The 15,686-nt window shown below is 62.1% G+C and carries 11 protein-coding genes and 1 tRNA gene; 6 read left to right on the top strand and 6 right to left on the bottom strand.

Features of this window, described 5'->3' with window-relative positions; genetic code table 11:
- Positions 1-177 precede the first annotated feature (177 nt).
- The 3 genes from ACE3PU_RS01295 to ACE3PU_RS01305 all read left to right on the top strand — a co-directional run bounded on the left by ACE3PU_RS01295 (position 178) and on the right by ACE3PU_RS01305 (position 3,464).
- Positions 178-253, top strand: a tRNA-Thr gene (locus tag ACE3PU_RS01295).
- Between the two features lie 422 nt (positions 254-675).
- Positions 676-1,728 carry an SIR2 family protein gene (locus ACE3PU_RS01300; RefSeq protein WP_374385835.1) on the top strand — a complete coding sequence of 351 codons (1,053 nt, stop codon included), beginning with the start codon at positions 676-678 and terminating at the stop codon, positions 1,726-1,728.
- On the top strand, positions 1,725-3,464 hold the full coding sequence (locus ACE3PU_RS01305) for an ATP-binding protein (RefSeq protein WP_313576953.1): 1,740 nt from the start codon (positions 1,725-1,727) through the stop codon (positions 3,462-3,464). The genes ACE3PU_RS01300 and ACE3PU_RS01305 overlap by 4 nt, the downstream gene beginning before the upstream one ends.
- 34 nt (positions 3,465-3,498) lie before the next feature.
- Here ACE3PU_RS01305 and ACE3PU_RS01310 read toward each other — a convergent pair whose 3' ends face one another.
- Both ACE3PU_RS01310 and ACE3PU_RS01315 read right to left on the bottom strand, forming a co-directional pair.
- Positions 3,499-6,525 carry an Eco57I restriction-modification methylase domain-containing protein gene (locus ACE3PU_RS01310; protein WP_374385838.1) on the bottom strand — a complete coding sequence of 1,009 codons (3,027 nt, stop codon included), beginning with the start codon at positions 6,523-6,525 and terminating at the stop codon, positions 3,499-3,501.
- A gap of 115 nt (positions 6,526-6,640) precedes the next feature.
- Complete coding sequence (locus tag ACE3PU_RS01315; protein WP_374385840.1) at positions 6,641-6,883, bottom strand: helix-turn-helix domain-containing protein; 243 nt, start codon at positions 6,881-6,883, stop codon at positions 6,641-6,643.
- A gap of 228 nt (positions 6,884-7,111) precedes the next feature.
- Between ACE3PU_RS01315 and ACE3PU_RS01320 the strand changes: the two genes are divergently transcribed.
- A complete protein-coding gene (locus tag ACE3PU_RS01320; RefSeq protein ID WP_374385842.1) occupies positions 7,112-7,657 on the top strand; it encodes a GNAT family N-acetyltransferase in 546 nt (181 codons plus the stop codon).
- A 116-nt stretch (positions 7,658-7,773) separates the two neighbouring features.
- Here the strand turns inward: ACE3PU_RS01320 and ACE3PU_RS01325 are convergent, their stop codons facing one another.
- The 3 genes from ACE3PU_RS01325 to ACE3PU_RS01335 form a co-directional block, all read right to left on the bottom strand.
- Positions 7,774-8,187, bottom strand: a complete 414-nt coding sequence (locus ACE3PU_RS01325; protein ID WP_374385844.1) for a hypothetical protein — start codon at positions 8,185-8,187, stop codon at positions 7,774-7,776.
- Between the two features lie 45 nt (positions 8,188-8,232).
- On the bottom strand, positions 8,233-10,881 hold the full coding sequence (locus tag ACE3PU_RS01330) for a PAS domain-containing protein (protein WP_374385846.1): 2,649 nt from the start codon (positions 10,879-10,881) through the stop codon (positions 8,233-8,235).
- A 1,045-nt stretch (positions 10,882-11,926) separates the two neighbouring features.
- Positions 11,927-12,409 (bottom strand): MarR family winged helix-turn-helix transcriptional regulator, encoded by a 483-nt coding sequence (locus ACE3PU_RS01335; RefSeq protein ID WP_374385848.1) that lies wholly within the window; start codon positions 12,407-12,409, stop codon positions 11,927-11,929.
- Between the two features lie 134 nt (positions 12,410-12,543).
- Between ACE3PU_RS01335 and ACE3PU_RS01340 the strand changes: the two genes are divergently transcribed.
- Complete coding sequence (locus ACE3PU_RS01340) at positions 12,544-14,046, top strand: methyl-accepting chemotaxis protein (protein WP_374385850.1); 1,503 nt, start codon at positions 12,544-12,546, stop codon at positions 14,044-14,046.
- Between the two features lie 64 nt (positions 14,047-14,110).
- On the opposite strand, the gene ACE3PU_RS01345 is transcribed toward ACE3PU_RS01340, so the two are convergent.
- Entirely contained in the window at positions 14,111-15,091 is a 981-nt protein-coding gene (locus ACE3PU_RS01345; RefSeq protein ID WP_374385852.1) for a sensor histidine kinase, read from the bottom strand.
- 317 nt (positions 15,092-15,408) lie between these two features.
- Here ACE3PU_RS01345 and ACE3PU_RS01350 point away from each other — a divergent pair, with 317 nt between their 5' ends.
- Positions 15,409-15,675 carry a hypothetical protein gene (locus ACE3PU_RS01350; RefSeq protein ID WP_374385854.1) on the top strand — a complete coding sequence of 89 codons (267 nt, stop codon included), beginning with the start codon at positions 15,409-15,411 and terminating at the stop codon, positions 15,673-15,675.
- Positions 15,676-15,686 lie beyond the last annotated feature (11 nt).

The raw sequence follows: 15,686 nt of genomic DNA on the forward strand, positions 1-15,686 counted from the left end.
GCGGTCGTCTGCATCTCGCCCGCCGCCGCCGCGCCGCTGCGGGACATCGGCCTCGCCCCGGCCGTGGCCTCGGCGCCGCGCGAGGACGCCTTGCTCGCAAGCTTGCAAGCGGCGCTTGGCAAGCGCGATCCGCGCGTATAAAGAGCCCCTCTCGCGCGGGCTCGCCCGCCGCACCGGGCCGCTTTAGCTCAGCCGGTAGAGCACCTCATTCGTAATGAGGGGGTCGCGTGTTCGAGTCACGCAAGCGGCACCACCTTTCCAAGGCAGCACTCGCTTTGACGCCCGGCCGAGATAAGCCGGAAGGCGCTTCCGCTTGGGAGTTGCGTGGGTATGCGGTGGGAAGGCCTCTTACCAAGGCTCGCCTTCGTAATGCGGGGTCAGGTGTTCGAGTCACCTAAGCGGCACCACCTTTCCAGAGCAGCGCTAAACAGGAAGCTATCTCGCAATGGGCGGGGAGAGCTTCCAGATGAGAGTTCAGTGGGTACCCGGTGGGAAGGGCCTTGAGCCGCTTATCATGAACGACGTTCGGAGCGTCTGCTTCTGGCCCACTCGCCGGCCCTACAGGTCCACGGCGCGCCGCTCCTCCGCCAACTCGAGGATTGTAGATCTCAGCCACTCGCGCCAAGCGTGCCGAGAAGCTAGGCTTCTCCATGCAAGTAATGCATCGGGGGGAGCATGGCGGCCAAGACCGCGCCGGAGATAGCGCGCGAGTTCGCGCAGGCGACACTGAGTCTAGCACCGGTGATCATCCTCGGCAGCGGCGCGTCCGCATCCCATGGGGTGCCGGGGATGTGGCCGCTGGCCGTTCAGCTTTCTAGCGCGGTCACCCCCATCGATTGGAGCACCGAAGAGGTGGCCGAGTGGAGCAAGTTCAAGGATCGGCTTGCGGCCAAGGATGATCTTGAGACGGCGCTAAGCGCGGTACGGCTCACTGACCGGCAGACAGCTTTCGTCGCCAGCGAGACCCGCGCCTTCCTCCTACCGGCCGACCTTACTGTCTTGGAAAGGCTGCTTGAGGATCGGCGATCCCTACCGCTTTCGCGCCTGTTCAAACACCTATTCACCAGCACCCATCGGACGCTGCATGTCGTCACGCCGAACTACGACCGTCTTGCGGAGTACGCCGCAGATGCAGCCGAGCTCTCGACGTTCACCGGATTCAGCCAAGGTTATTTGCAAACCCGCGCCCGCAGCCCCGACCAGCGCATGCATATTCGGGGCGAGGCGGCCCGAACCGTCTGCGTCTGGAAGGTGCACGGGTCACTCGACTGGTTCCAGGACCAGGACAACCAAATCGTCGGCGTCAGGGCGGCGGGAACAGTGCCCGATGGCTTTACGCCCCTGATGATCACCCCCGGCATCGATAAGTATCGGCTGACGCATGGCGAACCGTTCCGGACCGTCCTTGGCTGTTGCGACAAGGCCCTCGAACAAGCCCGCGCCTACTTCTGTGTCGGCTACGGCTTCAACGACGAGCATGTCCAAACTAAGCTGGTCGAACGCTGTGATCGAGACTCGGTACCGCTGGTGGTGATCACCAAGGAGCTCAGCCCAACAGCGAAGGCGTTCCTCAAGGGCGGACGGTGCCGCAGGTACTTAGCCCTCGAAGAGTCCGGAACCGGCGCGCGGGCCTATACCCATGACACGCCTGACGGCTTCGATATGGCCAGCGAGCCCATCTGGCAGTTGGCCGAATTCCTAGACATGACAATTGGTGTGAGCACATGAGCATCTTGGATTTCAACGACGAGGATGCGCTAGGACGGGTTCTTTCGGTCGATACCTCCACGGTCGTTGTGCGCGTCGACGACGTTGCGGCTCTGCGGGCGCTGCAGGTCAACCGGCTTGTGGCATTGCAGAGCAGTTTGGCAGGCCAACGCCTGATCGGTGTGATTCAGAAGATTACCCGAACGGCTGTCGAAGAAGCGAAAGTCGCGGATATCGAGAAGGGAGAGGAGGCGCATCCCGAGCTTAATCTAGTCCGCATCGCTCTTATCGGCACGCTCCTTGATCTCGTCGGGGGGCGCCCGAACGTCTTCCGGAGAACCTTGGAGACAGTCCCCGAAATCGACGCCTGCTGCTTCGCACTCGAGGGCGAACGCCTGACGCGCTTCATGGAAGTGATCTCAGCGGTGACTGGCGACGGGCAGAGGCTTTCTCTTGGGACCTATACGCTCGACAAGAACGCCGAGGCCTTCGTCAACGGCAACAAGCTCTTCCAGCGGCACGCGGTCATCGTCGGGAGCACAGGCTCAGGGAAATCATGGACGACCGCTCGCCTGCTTGAGCAGGTGGCGGACCTGAAGAGCGCCAATGCAGTCGTCTTCGACATGCATGGCGAATACGCCTCACTGCAAGGCGAGGGGTTCGCGCACTTCCGCGTCGCCGGGCCTGGAGACATTGAGGCCGGCCGCAAGCTGGCGGACGGAGTACTTCATCTGCCTTACTGGCTGATGAGCTATGAGGCCTTAGTCTCGATGTTTGTGGACCGTTCGGATCAAAACGCGCCGAACCAAGCCATGGTCATGTCGCGCTCCATTGTGGAGGCGAAGACGAAATTCCTGGAGACAGGAAAACACAGCGAGGTGCTCGCCAATTTCACGATCGACAGTCCCGTTCCTTTCTTGATTGAGGACGTGTTGGCGGCGCTGGACCGCCTGAACGTGGAGATGGTAGCCGGCTCCGGTGGCCGTGAGAAACAGGGGGATTTCCACGGCAAGCTCAGCCGGCTGATCCAGCGCTTAGAAGCGAAACGAGGAGACCGCCGATTAGGCTTCCTGTTCCCGGCCCCGGGCATCGCGGACAGCTACTCCTGGCTGGAGGAACTGGTGCAGGCGCTGCTCGCCGGTAGAGCGGCCAAATCCGGCAAGGGCGGGGTGAAGATCATCGACTTCTCCGAGGTGCCGTCGGATATCCTGCCGCTCATAGTTGGCATGGTTGCGCGTGTGGCATTCTCCGTTCAGCAGTGGAGCCCGGCAGGTTATCGCCACCCCCTGGCCCTCTTCTGCGACGAGGCGCATCTCTATATTCCGCAGGAGGCGGCCTCCGGTGCCGCCGAGAACGCGATCCAGACCTTCGAGCGGATCGCCAAGGAAGGGCGCAAGTACGGGGTGGGGCTCGTCGTCATAAGTCAGCGGCCAGCCGAGGTCAGCCGGACAGTCGTGAGCCAGTGTAGCAACCTGATCGCTATGCGTTTGACCAACGGCGACGACCAAGCGGTAGTCCGCCGGCTGCTGCCCGACAGTCTAGGCGGCTTCGGTGACTTGCTACCGGTGCTGGACACCGGGGAGGCACTGGTCGTCGGCGACGCCATTCTGCTGCCGACTCGGATCCGGATTACGCAGCCGAAGAACGAGCCCTTGAGCGGCACCATCGATTTTTGGGACCGCTGGTCCGACGACACAGTCGCAGACAAGCTCGGGGTCGCCGTGGACGCTTGGCGGCGGCAGAGCATGAGCAAGTAGGACGACCGGTCGAGTTGGAACTTAATCCGAGGGGTCACACAAAGGACGCTTCGGCGTCTGACAGTTCCTTTACGCTGAAGCCGTAAAGCTCGCACACAAGAGAATCGAGCTGTTGTTCCTCGTTTGAAATCTTCTCGCGCAAATCTCGCGCAACGATGGCAGAAGGTCCGCCGCTTAGCTCCCGATAAGCTTCTGCGAGGTTGTCGTGTAACTCCACGATCCGATCATGAATATCGACATCGCTCTGAACTTTCCAATTTATCCGCCGGATAGGCAACTGGCTGACAGCGTTGTCGAAATACTCCCGAATGCCATTGCTCTTGAGCTTCCCAATGCCCTGAAAACGGAAGTTAAGAAGGCGTGAGTTCAAGAGAGTGCAAATGTACTTTATGTCTTCCCGCTGATCGGTCGGGAAAATTACGGTCGTGTCTGTCAGTCCGACGAATTTGAAATCTTCGTCTATCGCGAACCTGTTCTCCTTACTGAGATATGGACAGACGATGCGCGGACCACTGTACAGCTCCTTTTGCAGGGGCCACGTCCATCGCCACCACTCGCAGTTCCCACGAATGAAGGCGGCGCGCTTCTCAAGTTGGCCCCGCTGGCTCGTTAGATATTTCTTCACCCCGGCCGGTAGAGAGGCGAATGTAGGAACATCCTCGAGATAGAGCATCAGTTCCTCGCGATCGAGGATATGGAAGCGCTGGATATCCGTGTTCCGTACGCGGTGGCGGACTTCGGTATGCTTGACGCCCATGGCGTTGATGTCAGCTCTGGTTTTGCCGCCGAATACCGAGTTCAACCCGGTCTGCATTCCCTGTCCGAGTTTGCACATGCGTGAGAGCGGCTGACCCGCTTTGTCGATACGAGCAAACACGACCGCGATGTCCGTGTTTGATAGCCTCCAGGGTGCCGACGTGAGGCTCGTACGGGCAACGCCGAAGCGGGCCAGCTTTTTGCTTTCCGCTAAGAATTTCTCCGTGCGATCTATCGGCGCGATCGACCCTGATACCTTCACCACCCGTGTCTGCTTCGGTCGTTTTCTCTTGGACAGAAGGACCATCGCAGTGGTGATCCCGACCCCATCAAAGACAGGGAAGTTCTGGAAGTCGAAGATTTCGAGGACGCCAGAATGCGTAGACAGGTAAGAGCGCACCTTTTCGGCCTTAACCGCCTCTAAGAACGCCCGCGAGACGATGAATCCGACGCTGCCTTGAGATATGTCTACGGCTTTAGCGAGGAAGTAATAGTATATGTCGGTTTTGTCGGTGTGGATGTTGGGATAAATGTGTTTTAGTGCGCTACTTCTGTGGTCGCCGGCACCCCACGTTTTATCGATACTGAAATATGGGGGGTTGCCAACTACCGCATCGAAGCCCCCAGATTTGAACACAGCCGGGAACTGTCCGCTCCAATCGAAGGTGTTGACAGCGTATCGCGTTTCGGTATCCAGCATATCAGCTGGGTAAAGGGCATTGTACTCATCTCCGATAAGAGAATTGCCACACTTTATGTTATTGCCAAGATCGGGCAACACGCGGTCTCTAAAGAGATCCATCTGCTTGGCGATCGCGTCGGAGTTCTCTCCTTCGAGCACCTTGAGCAGGAGGGAAAGCTTCGTCACCTCCACGGCCTGTGGATCGATATCGACGCCGTACACATGGTCCAAAAGGATTCGCTTGCGCTCGGCAATCCTTAATTTCCAACTTCCGTCGACTTTATAGATCGTCGCGTCTTTGCCCTTTGAGTAGGTCTTCTCGCTACTAACGTATTGGGCGAGGTACCAATCTAAAAGTTTCTGGTAGACCTCAATGAGAAACGAGCCGGAACCGCAAGCGGGATCTACAACCCGGTATGGCGCAGAGGCCTTCTTCCCTTTACCGGAGATGTCGGTCACTTGAGAACCATCGAGGTCGGCGCCCACGGTCGCGTTAACCAAGTACCTTACGATGTAAGACGGTGTGTAGAAGACACCCCCCGCCTTCTTCACCTCCGGCTTCATCTCGATTTCGGCCACACCCGCCTTGAGCGTGATCAGATTTCCGAGAAAGCGCTCGTAGACTTGGCCAAGGACGTCGGCGGGCATCTCCGAGAACTCGTAGGGACTGTCGGGATAATACAGTCCATCTATGATGGGCTTGAGCGCGTCGTCCGATATCTTGAGGGCCGGCGAAATCTCGTCGACATCGGCATCCCCTGGATGCTGCTTGATGAGGTGAAATAGACCGGAATTGTACCGGCGATCAGCGTCCAGAAAAGTTTCGACAAGGCGTTTGTAAACATGCGCTTTCGCGGTGGCGTCCTTCAGCCGCCCATACTTTTCGATGCCGCGATCCTCCGCTATGCGAAGGAACACGATGCGGTCGATCAAGGCCTGGACAGCACCGTTGAGCGCGCGAATGTCGAGACTGCGGTTGTTGGACGCGATGTCGATCGCGAGTGCGCTTCTCCAGGACTCGATTTCTTCGAGAAACTCATTGTCGATCGTGGTGCTGCCACGTCTAGTTCCGGCTCCGGCAGCGAACCTTCCGAAATTCCCTTTCTGTATCCCCTCCGGAGAGAGCAGCTCGCGAATTTCGTCCCACTTCGTCTCGTAGTCTTGGTAGCTGTAAAACTTAGCCCGTGCCTTCTTCGCAGTGTCGGTCTTCACCGGTTTGGCGGCTGCGTCGTAGATTGCGAGGTTCTCAAAGTTCGTCAGAACGCAGAGGCTAAGGTTAGCGCTCCAAGCATAGCGTCGAATCTGGAAAGCGGCCGCGCCATCACTGGCAATGTTGAGTGATGGCTTTTTAGCTTCGAGTTGAAACTTCCGGATTCCGCCTATGCGGAAGGCGTAGTCGGGAGCCTTCGACTTGCCTTCTACCCGAACACGGTCCTCGTGGATCACCTCTCGATACTCGTCGGAATAACCCTTCGAGTTGGCCATATCCCAACCGAGTAGAGTGAACAGCGGGTCGATAAGCTCAATGCGAGCCTGCGTCTCGTTGAATGTTGGCTTTCTGAAGTCGTCACGGTTCGCGGCATATCGCGCAACCAAGTCCAGTAGCTGCTTTGGCGCTGACAACTGCCCCTCCCAAGCGATTCAGTCGTGGGGATCGTAGCCGGTGGGACCGACGAATGGCGAGCAGAATGCTGCCTGCCTGACCTCGCCTTGAGCGTTAGCTCTATCGGGGTGCTCATCAGCGGTCAGGGTCAAGGAACTCCTGCAGCAGCTTTGCCGGATCGCGGCCCAGCGCCTCAGCGACTTGGCAGAACTCGATCACGTCGAGCCGACGCTCACCGCGCTCCACCTTCGACACGAAGCTCTGTGGCTTTCCCAACCGCTCTGCGAGCTCGACCTGAGTGATGCCAGCCGCCTTTCGCACCGAAGCGATGAAGGCGATGAACTCCTGATGCCGCTGCGTGAAGATCGATGATGGCAACGCGCGCCCCTGACAGGTGAGGCGCTTTCGCTAAATCCCAATCCGGGATATCCCAGATCAGGTTATACAGTCTGAGGAGGCGGGGAACACGGAAGCAATGCGAGCTGAACGCCCCTTCGGCGAGCGCGAGGAAATGCGCAAAAATCAGCACCTTATATGATGAGAGAAGAGCTCTCATCCGCCGGTCATTGGACCGCGACCTCAACACATCATGAGAGCAAGAACCGAATGTCTAATCTCGTTCGATTGGCGGCCGTGCTGGCCCTGTCCGTCGCCGCGACTGCCTGCTCGGGGCGGGTGCCGTCCGATGGCTTCAAGGACCTCCACTACGGCATGTCCCTGGATGAACTGCGTTCAAAAGGGTTCGCCTGCGGGCCAGATGACTACTTCTGCGGCCCAGCCCCCGACGCGGAAGCGAACTACACCCTCTTCGGAAAGGAGGCCTCGGTCCGTGTCAAGACTGCTGGTGGAAAGCTGACCCTCGTCGCACGAGGGCGAGACGGCAAGATCCTGGCGTATGGGGATCTGGAGCCTGACGGCCACATCGATCACCTTTACGCGCACCCAGAAGCGTCAGGTCGCGGTGTAGCTGGAGCCGTCCTCAGCGCCTTGATCACAGCGGCTGAAGCGCAAGGGATCACCGAGCTACGCGTAGAAGCTAGCGAGCTTGCTCGAGGTCTCTTCCAGCGGTCAGAGTTTTCCGTGGTTCAAAGGCGGGATTTTGAGATCGCTGGCGTCGCGATCCACAACTATGCCATGACGCGCTCAATCTGAGGTCAACTGCCCGACTTACAATGAAGGTCGGCTACCGACGCCCAGCCGTAGTTCGCCTGCCGACCCATTGCGGATGTTCGGTTGGACGGCTTCCAAGAACGCGTGGGGCTTTGTTGTCAGTGGCCCTCGATCTCCCAGACGCTGCAGCGAGCAATCCAGTACTCGAGCTCCGGAATCAATTGGTTGTAGGACTGGGTCTCAAACGAATGGACGACCTGCCCTTCCAGGAATGACAGCGGCTGGTCCTTGATACGCCGTCCTCTCTCCGAGCGTGGCCAGGGGCAGTAGACGACGGTGAGTTCGAAGTGGCCCTCGGGATCGAACTCGGGGCGGAAGGCGACGTCGATGTTAAAGCGCCGGCTCTCATTGGTGGCGTTGTAGAGCGTGGAGCCTCCAATGCCCGTGAGGTCGTGCTCCATCTCAGAACAGAGGACGTTCCAGCCGACTCGCCAGCCGGAGGGGATGCGCAGCGCCGGCATGTTGAGAAAGGCCTTGGAGCCCGGGAAGCCGTCTTCGATACGGAATGTCATGCACCAGAGAATAGCTCTCGGACCGCGCCCCTCAACTGTTTCAAATCATTGCTCGTCAACTTCAAGCGTCTTCGGCGAGAGGTCAGGGCGCAGGATGTCCGTGACCCGCCGGGTCAGGGTCGCCAGCTCGAACGGCTTGGTGAGGATGTGCATACCCGGTTCCAGATCGCGACCGCTCAGCACGGCGCTCTCTGCGTAACCGGTGACAAAGAGCACCTTGAGGTCGGGGCGTTCGCTGCGGGCCGCATCGGCCAGCTGTCGCCCGTTCATCCCGCCCGGCAGGCCGACATCGGTGATCAGCAGCACCGCCCCTGGCGTGGTCCTGAGCAAGGCAAGGCCCGATCGCCCGTCTTCGGCAGCAACGAAGTCGTAGCCGGCGTCCGTCAGGGCTTCGGCCGCCAACATACGGATATCCGGTTCGTCATCGACGATTACAACCGTGCCCCGGCTTTCAGCCACCTCGTCGTGGTTCAGGGATGGCTCGCCTCGTCTGTGTACGGGCTCCACAACACCGTGATGCCGGGGGAGATAGATGCAAACGTGGGTCCCCTCACCCGGCCGCGAGCTGATACTCACCTGTCCGCTGGATTGACGCACGAAGCCATAGATCATGGACAGGCCGAGACCGGTGCCTTGGCCGAGCGGCTTGGTGGTGAAGAAGGGGTCGAACGCTCGAGCGATCGTCTCCTCGGACATGCCCACCCCCGTGTCGGTGACGCTGATCCGCACATAGTCGCCGGGCGCACAGTCCGGCCCGAGAAGGGTTTGATCTTCAAGCGAGAGATTGCCGATTTCGATCGTCAATTCGCCGCCATCGGGCATGGCGTCCCGGGCGTTGATGCACAGGTTGAGCAGCGCATTCTCGAGCTGATGGGGATCGACCAACACCGGCCACGGCGGGTCGATGGCGACCGTGCGGAGTTCGATGCCCGGCCCCACGGTGCGTCGTACCAGATCCTGCATGCCCTTGGTGAGAGCGAGGACGTCTGTAGCCTTTGGTTCCAAGGTTTGCCGACGCGAAAAGGCCAGCAAGCGGTGGGTAAGGGCCGTCGCGCGCTCAGTCGCGGTTCGGGCGACCTCGACGAACCGCTTCACATCCTCCATTCGGCCCTGATCCGCCCGCTTCACGACCATCTCCAGACTTCCGGCGACGGCGGTGAGGAGGTTGTTGAAGTCGTGCGCGATACCGCCGGTGAGTTGCCCCACCGCCTCCATCTTCTGGGCCTGGCGCAGGGCCGCCTCGCTGGCCATCAGCTCGGCCGTCCTCTCTTCGACAGTGCGCTCCAGAGACTCGGCGAGGCGCGCGAGATGTCTCTCCGCCCGGCGCCGTTCGCGCGCCGCCAGCGTCCGCTCGCCGACATCGCGCAGGAAGGTCAGTTCATCCTCCAGCCAGATGCGGGGCATGGCGTTGTTGGCGTAGAACAGGGCGACGGTCTCACCCTGCTCCTGCAGCGGCATGTTGACGACCGCCAAGGCCGAAATGGCCTCCAGCGCGGCGGCCGTCTCCCGCGTCCGCGGATCGAGGCGAGCGTCGTCAAACACCACCGTCTCGCCCCGCTTCAAGTCCTCGATATAGCTGCCATAATCCCGGAAGTTGAGCGTGCCCGCCAAGCTCTGGATACCCGGCGCGTTCCAGTCTCTCTGGATGGTGATGGTCTCGGCGCGGCGGTCCACCATGCCGAAGCCCACGCGATCGACCTCCAGGGTCCGACCGACGATCGTGCAGGCCGCGTGCGTCAGGTCGTCCGGATCGGCGGTGTCCCGCAGGGCGTCCGCGAGCTCCATCAGGGCGGATCGGAGCCGCTCGGCGCGGACCCGCTCGGTGATGTCGGTTGTAACTCCGGCGATGCGCAGAGGTTCGCCCGAGGCATCGTGGATCAGGAGCCCGCGGGCCTCCATCCAACGGGTCACGCCGGTCGGCGTGACGACCCGGTGGACGATATGGTAATCGGCGCCCGCGCCTATCGTCGCGTCACTCTGGGCGCGCACCGCGTCCCGATCTTCCGGATGGATGAGGCTCTGACGATCCTCGTAGGTGAAAACCTGATCCGCAGGCCAACCCATGAGCGTCTTGTAGGCCTCCGACGCCACCAGAGTGCGAGTTCGCACATCGACGCTCCAGGCGCCGAGTCCGCCCGCGCGCATGGCGAGATCCAATTCCCGCTCCCGCTCGTGGTCGATGTGTAGGCGCGCCGTGAGCTCTGCGTTGAGCGCAGCATTGTCTGACTGAAGTCCTTCGAGTCGTTCCCGTTGGAGAGTGACATCGACCTGGCTGGCGAAGAAGTAGGCGAGCTTCCCGTCCGCATCGAACACCGGAGCGAGCAGCAGGCGGTTCCAGAACGGCTGCCCGTTCTTTCGGTAGTTCCGGATGTCGATCTCGATGGGTTCAACCGCCTTAACCGCCTCATGGATCCGGCGGGTCGTTTCGGGATCGGTTTCCGGCCCCTGCAGGAAGCGGCAGTTCCGCCCGAGGATTTCCGAACGGGGATAGCCCGTCAGCTGGCAGAACGAGTCGTTGGCGAACACCACCGGATTGTCGTCCTGGCGGGGGTCGGTGATGATCATCGGCATCCGCGTGGCGCGCACCGCGGCGACGAAGGGGTCCGTCGAGTTGTCCAGGCCCAGGACAGCCCCGGCAATACGTTCCGCATCCTGTTCCGCTTGAGCTGAACCCTCTGCGGACGACGGTGTCATGGTCAAATGGCCCCTCGAATGTTGTGCGTCACCTTCAAACACCTCCGCATCTTTCCGGTTCTTCGCGGCGATGGCAATGACGGCCTGGATTGATCTGGAAGTGACCGCTTCAGGGTTCGGCTGGCCAGTGTCCAGTTTCGGCCCCAGCAGCTGGGACTGTGCTAGGCCCGCTGCGCATCAGTCGTTCCGGATGGTCCCACCCCGTGCCGAAAGCCGCAGAGGGCGAGCCGCCTCCAAGATCGCGTCTCGCCGCTTCCCTTTCGGGACGCCCCTCAAGGTGTGGGCCAAGCGTACTGCATCCTCTCGTCGGACACCGTCCCAAACTTCGACGAAGCAATAGGCCGGGACCGTCCTCCCAAGGACGTCAATGTCGCCTCGATATCGCTGAGAGGGATGAGCGACGATATGGGCGTGCCAGTCACCGTTGGCGACTTGCACGGCGACCAAGTAGGCCATGACAGGGTTCTCCTGTATGTCGAGTCTAAGAGGGAGAACGTCTGCTTTCCACCCTTAGCTGAAGTTCAGCAGGTCCGCTTCGCGCCGGCGGCGAGGCCGACACCTGTCCTCAGGATCAGGTCATGGTTGTGGGGTTCTGCAGGTATGGCGCAGGTGGAATTTCAGAGCGTTTCCACGCTAACGATCGCAAACTAGGGAACACCTGAACTGTCCTCTTAGGCCAGTCTGGGAAGTCTGTGGGTGCACGCGTCGGTGGGGAGCAGAAATGGCTGTCAAAGCCAGGTCCAGCCTGGCTTTGCCCGCTACGCTTGAGCCGATTTCGTAATGAGGGGGTCGCGTGTTCGAGTCACGCAAGCGGCACCACCTTTCCAGAGCACCACTCGCTTTGACGCCCGACCGGGATAAGCCGGAAGGCGCTTCCGCTTGGGAGTTGCGGGGCGCCCAAGGTGACCTGCAGCCGCGAAGCGCCGGCGGTGAATGTGTTGAGCGGGTTGCTGCAGACAGGGCGCGCGTTCCGGCTGACGCGAGAGCCGCGCCATCGCAAGCTGTCCGGTGTGGGCTGTTCATCGGTCCCGCGACAGCGCCGGGGCTATCTCGCGCTGTCCGCGTGGGTCAGCGCATCGTTCATGTCCTGCAGCAGGGTGCGCAGAGCGGCGATCTGCTCGCTCGTCACGGGGAGTTGACGCACCACCTCACGACGGATCGACAGGACCTCCTCTCGCATTGCGGCGCCGCGCGCGGTGGGCTCCACCCAGACCTTTCGCTCGTCGCGGCTGTCGCGGGATCGCAACACCAACCCGCCGGTCTCCATTCGCTTGACCAGCGGCGTCAGGGAGCCGGTGTCCAAGGCCAAGCGAGTCCCCAGATCTCCCATCGTCACGGGGCGCCCGGCTTCCCACAGGGCGATCAGCACCAGATATTGCGAATGTGTCAGCCCCAGGGGCGCCAAGCCCCGTCGGTAGAGGCGTGTGACCAGGCTGCTGCTGATCTGCAAAGCCAGGCAAAGCTGCTGGTCGATGTGCAGCTCGGTGAAATCGGACGGTTGGTCCTGGCTGGCCTGTGAGAGGTTCATGGCGACCAATCGCTGCGATATGCCTGAGGCTAGCATACAGGACGCCAGATATATCGATATTGATATATTCGTTCTTAAGGTTTCCCAATCACGGTCGCCGCCGATCCTCTCCCCCGGATCCCTGGAGCCTCCCCATGTTTGGATTTGAGTCCGCCGCCCAAGCGAAGGCGCGCCGCGACATGGCGGAGCTGCGCAGCCTCGAGGCGGCCGTGCACCGGTCCCAGGCCGTGATCGAGTTCGATCTGGACGGGATCATTCTCAGCGCGAACGAAAACTTCCTCTCGGTCCTGGGCTATGACCTTGGCGACATTCAGGGACGACATCACAGGATGTTCGTCGATCCGGGCGAGGCGGCGTCGCCGGCCTATGCGGATTTCTGGCGGCGCCTGAACGCCGGCGAGTTCTTCGTCGATCGCTTCGTCCGGTATGGGAAGGACGGTCGCAGGGTGGTCATCGAGGCCTCCTACAATCCGCTGGTCGATCCCTCAGGCCGCCCCTACAAGATCGTCAAGTTCGCCACGGACGTCACCGCGATAGAAGCCGAGCGCGCCCAGCGCCGCGAGAACGATCGCATCGAGGCCGAAATCCAGGCCCGTGTCGTGCGCGGCGTCCGCCAAGGCTTGGCCGCGATGGCGGCCGGGGATTTGACCGCTCGCATCCATGACGTCTTTCCGGGAGAGTATGCCGAGCTGAGAGACGACTTCAATCAGGCCATGACGATGCTGGACGAGGCCTTTGCGGTCGTGCGCGGCAAGGCCGGGTCGGTCCAGACGGGCGCCAGCGCGCTGAGCGCCTCGGCGGACGACCTGTCGCGGCGTACCGAGACCCAAGCGGCCGCTCTTGAGCAAACGGCGGCGGCGCTCGATCAGATCACGGCGACCGTGCAGAACAGCGCCGAGAATGCGAGCGCCTCACAGGCTGTCATCGAGGAAACGCGGAGCCAGGCCGAGACGGGGCTGGGCGTCGTTCGCCAGGCGATCGATGCGGTCAAGGCGATCGAACAGTCCTCGGGCCAGATCAGCGACATTCTGGGCATGATCGACGAGATCGCCTTCCAGACCAACCTGTTGGCGCTCAATGCGGGGGTCGAGGCCGCCCGCGCGGGCGAGGCGGGGCGGGGGTTCGCCGTCGTCGCCTCCGAGGTGCGCGCCCTGGCGCAACGGTCCGCAGAGTCGGCGCGCCAGATCAAATCGCTGATCGCGGTGAGCGGCGTCCAGGTCAAGACGGGGGTGAACCTTGTTCACGACACGGCGCAGGCCCTGTCGGACATCGCGGCCGGCGTCGAGAAGGCGACCGTGCTGATGCAAGAAATCCAGGCGTCTGCTCGCGAACAGGCGACCGGCGTGGCCGAAGTCAACAAGGCCGTCAACGCTATGGATCAGATCACCCAGCAGAACGCCGCCATGGTGGAGGAGTCCCTGGCGTCCAGCCTGGCCCTGTCGCGTGACGCAACCCAGATGAAGGGTCTGGTGGAACGCTTCGCGGTGAGCGACAGGCCCGCCGGCAGCCAGGATCGGCATTCGGAAAGCGAGCCGGAAGGCGGAACGGGCCGCCCCACCGCGTCGCCGTTCGCCCGGCCGAGGCTTGCCGCCGTGGGGGGCGACCGGCTGCCAAAGGCGGGATGGGCCGACTTCTGACGAGACACCGCTGGACCGGCTTCATGGCGTCACGCCGGAAGCGTCGTGCTCCTCGGCGAACCGCCTACTGAGTGACGGGCGCGGGCCAGCTCAGATGGGCGATCGTACCTGTCTCAGCGGGCTTCAGCGACCAGCAGCCGCCCAGCTGACGGCTCAGGGCGTGAATGATCTTCAGCCCGAGACTGTCCGGCTCGGCTCCCTGATCGGCCTGCACGCCGACGCCGTCGTCTTCGACGACAAGATTGCGCACCCCGCCGGCGTCGGAGAGGGTGACGCGGATGCGGCCCGGGCGGCCTGGGAACGCATGCTCGAGGGCGTTGTTCACGCATTCGAGCATGATGAGCACGACGGGCGTGGCCTCTTCGGCCGACAGCATCACGCCGTCGCCGGATATCTGAAGGGCGACATCGTCCCGGGCGGCCGCTTGCAGCGCGTCCCCGGCGACGGTTTTGGCCAGCGTCTCGAAGGCCGTGGCCTGCTGGTCGGCATCGGCGAGGCTGCGCTGGATGCGGGCGATCAGGGCTGTCCGCGCGGAGGCGTTGGCGAGCGCCTTGCGAGCGCCAGGGTCCGTCGTGCCGCGCGCCTCCACGCTCAGCAGGGCGCTGACGACCTGGATGTTGTTGGAAACGCGGTGCTGCACTTCCTTCAACAGGACGTCCCGGCTCCGGGCGAGGGCAGCGTTGCGCTCCACCTCCCGCTCCAGCCGACGGGAGGCGCCGTCCATGCCGACGATGAAGAAAATGTCCACCGCCACCACGAAGACGTAGAAGCCGATGGCCACCAGGGTCGCAAAGCCGATGTCGAACCCGGCTGGGCCGATCCAGAACCACCAGGCCGACAGACCGGACAGGGCGGCGGTCAGGACCGCGGGACGCAGCCCGGCGTAATAGGCGACCAGCACGACCGCCGGAAAGAAGGTGAGATAGGGGAAGCCGGGCGGAAACCAGTGGGCCAGCCCGTATCGCAGCCCGAACGCCGCAGCCCATGCGATGAGGGCCAGAGCATATCCGCGCCAGCGCGCGGTTCGGAAGGTGTCGCGATGCATAGAGGCCCCACGGACGCAAAGGGGCGCCTGTCTGTGCAGCTTATCGACCTCAGCCCATCCAAGTCCAGAGGAAGGGGCGTTCCGCCCTATCCCAGATAAATCTCGATATGCCTGGGAAGCGGGATCAGGGATTGTATCGCCCCGCGGCCAGTCGCTGGGCTTGTTAAGGACTTGCTAACCATTTTGACCGGATCGCGACGTTAAGGTTCGGGATTCACGACGTTTTTTGAACGTAGTCCGGAACTATCCACAGGGGTTGTGGTTAACCACTCATAACCTCCGGCCGCAGAAGCGACGCCCCTTTTCAAGAGAACCCGATGTTCATCGCCATCGCCCGCCCGGCGGTGGAGCCCCGAGGCCCCGACGCCGTCGCCGTCCCCGGCTCTCCCGCCATCGCCGAACTGTCGCCCCGCGCCCTGCACGCCCGCCTTCTGGAGAACGCCGCGCTGAGGCGGATGAGAGGGCTGGAGCGCAGGCGCGAAAACCGCCTCGACGACGCCGACTACTGGCTGCACGCCGCCCCCGTGGCCGTGCGCAAGGCCAGCGCCCTGCGCGAGGATCGCAGCTTCGCGCCCCTGCCCTGAGGGGCGGGCGG

The organism is Brevundimonas sp., assembly GCF_041911375.1.
GTDB lineage: Bacteria > Pseudomonadota > Alphaproteobacteria > Caulobacterales > Caulobacteraceae > Brevundimonas.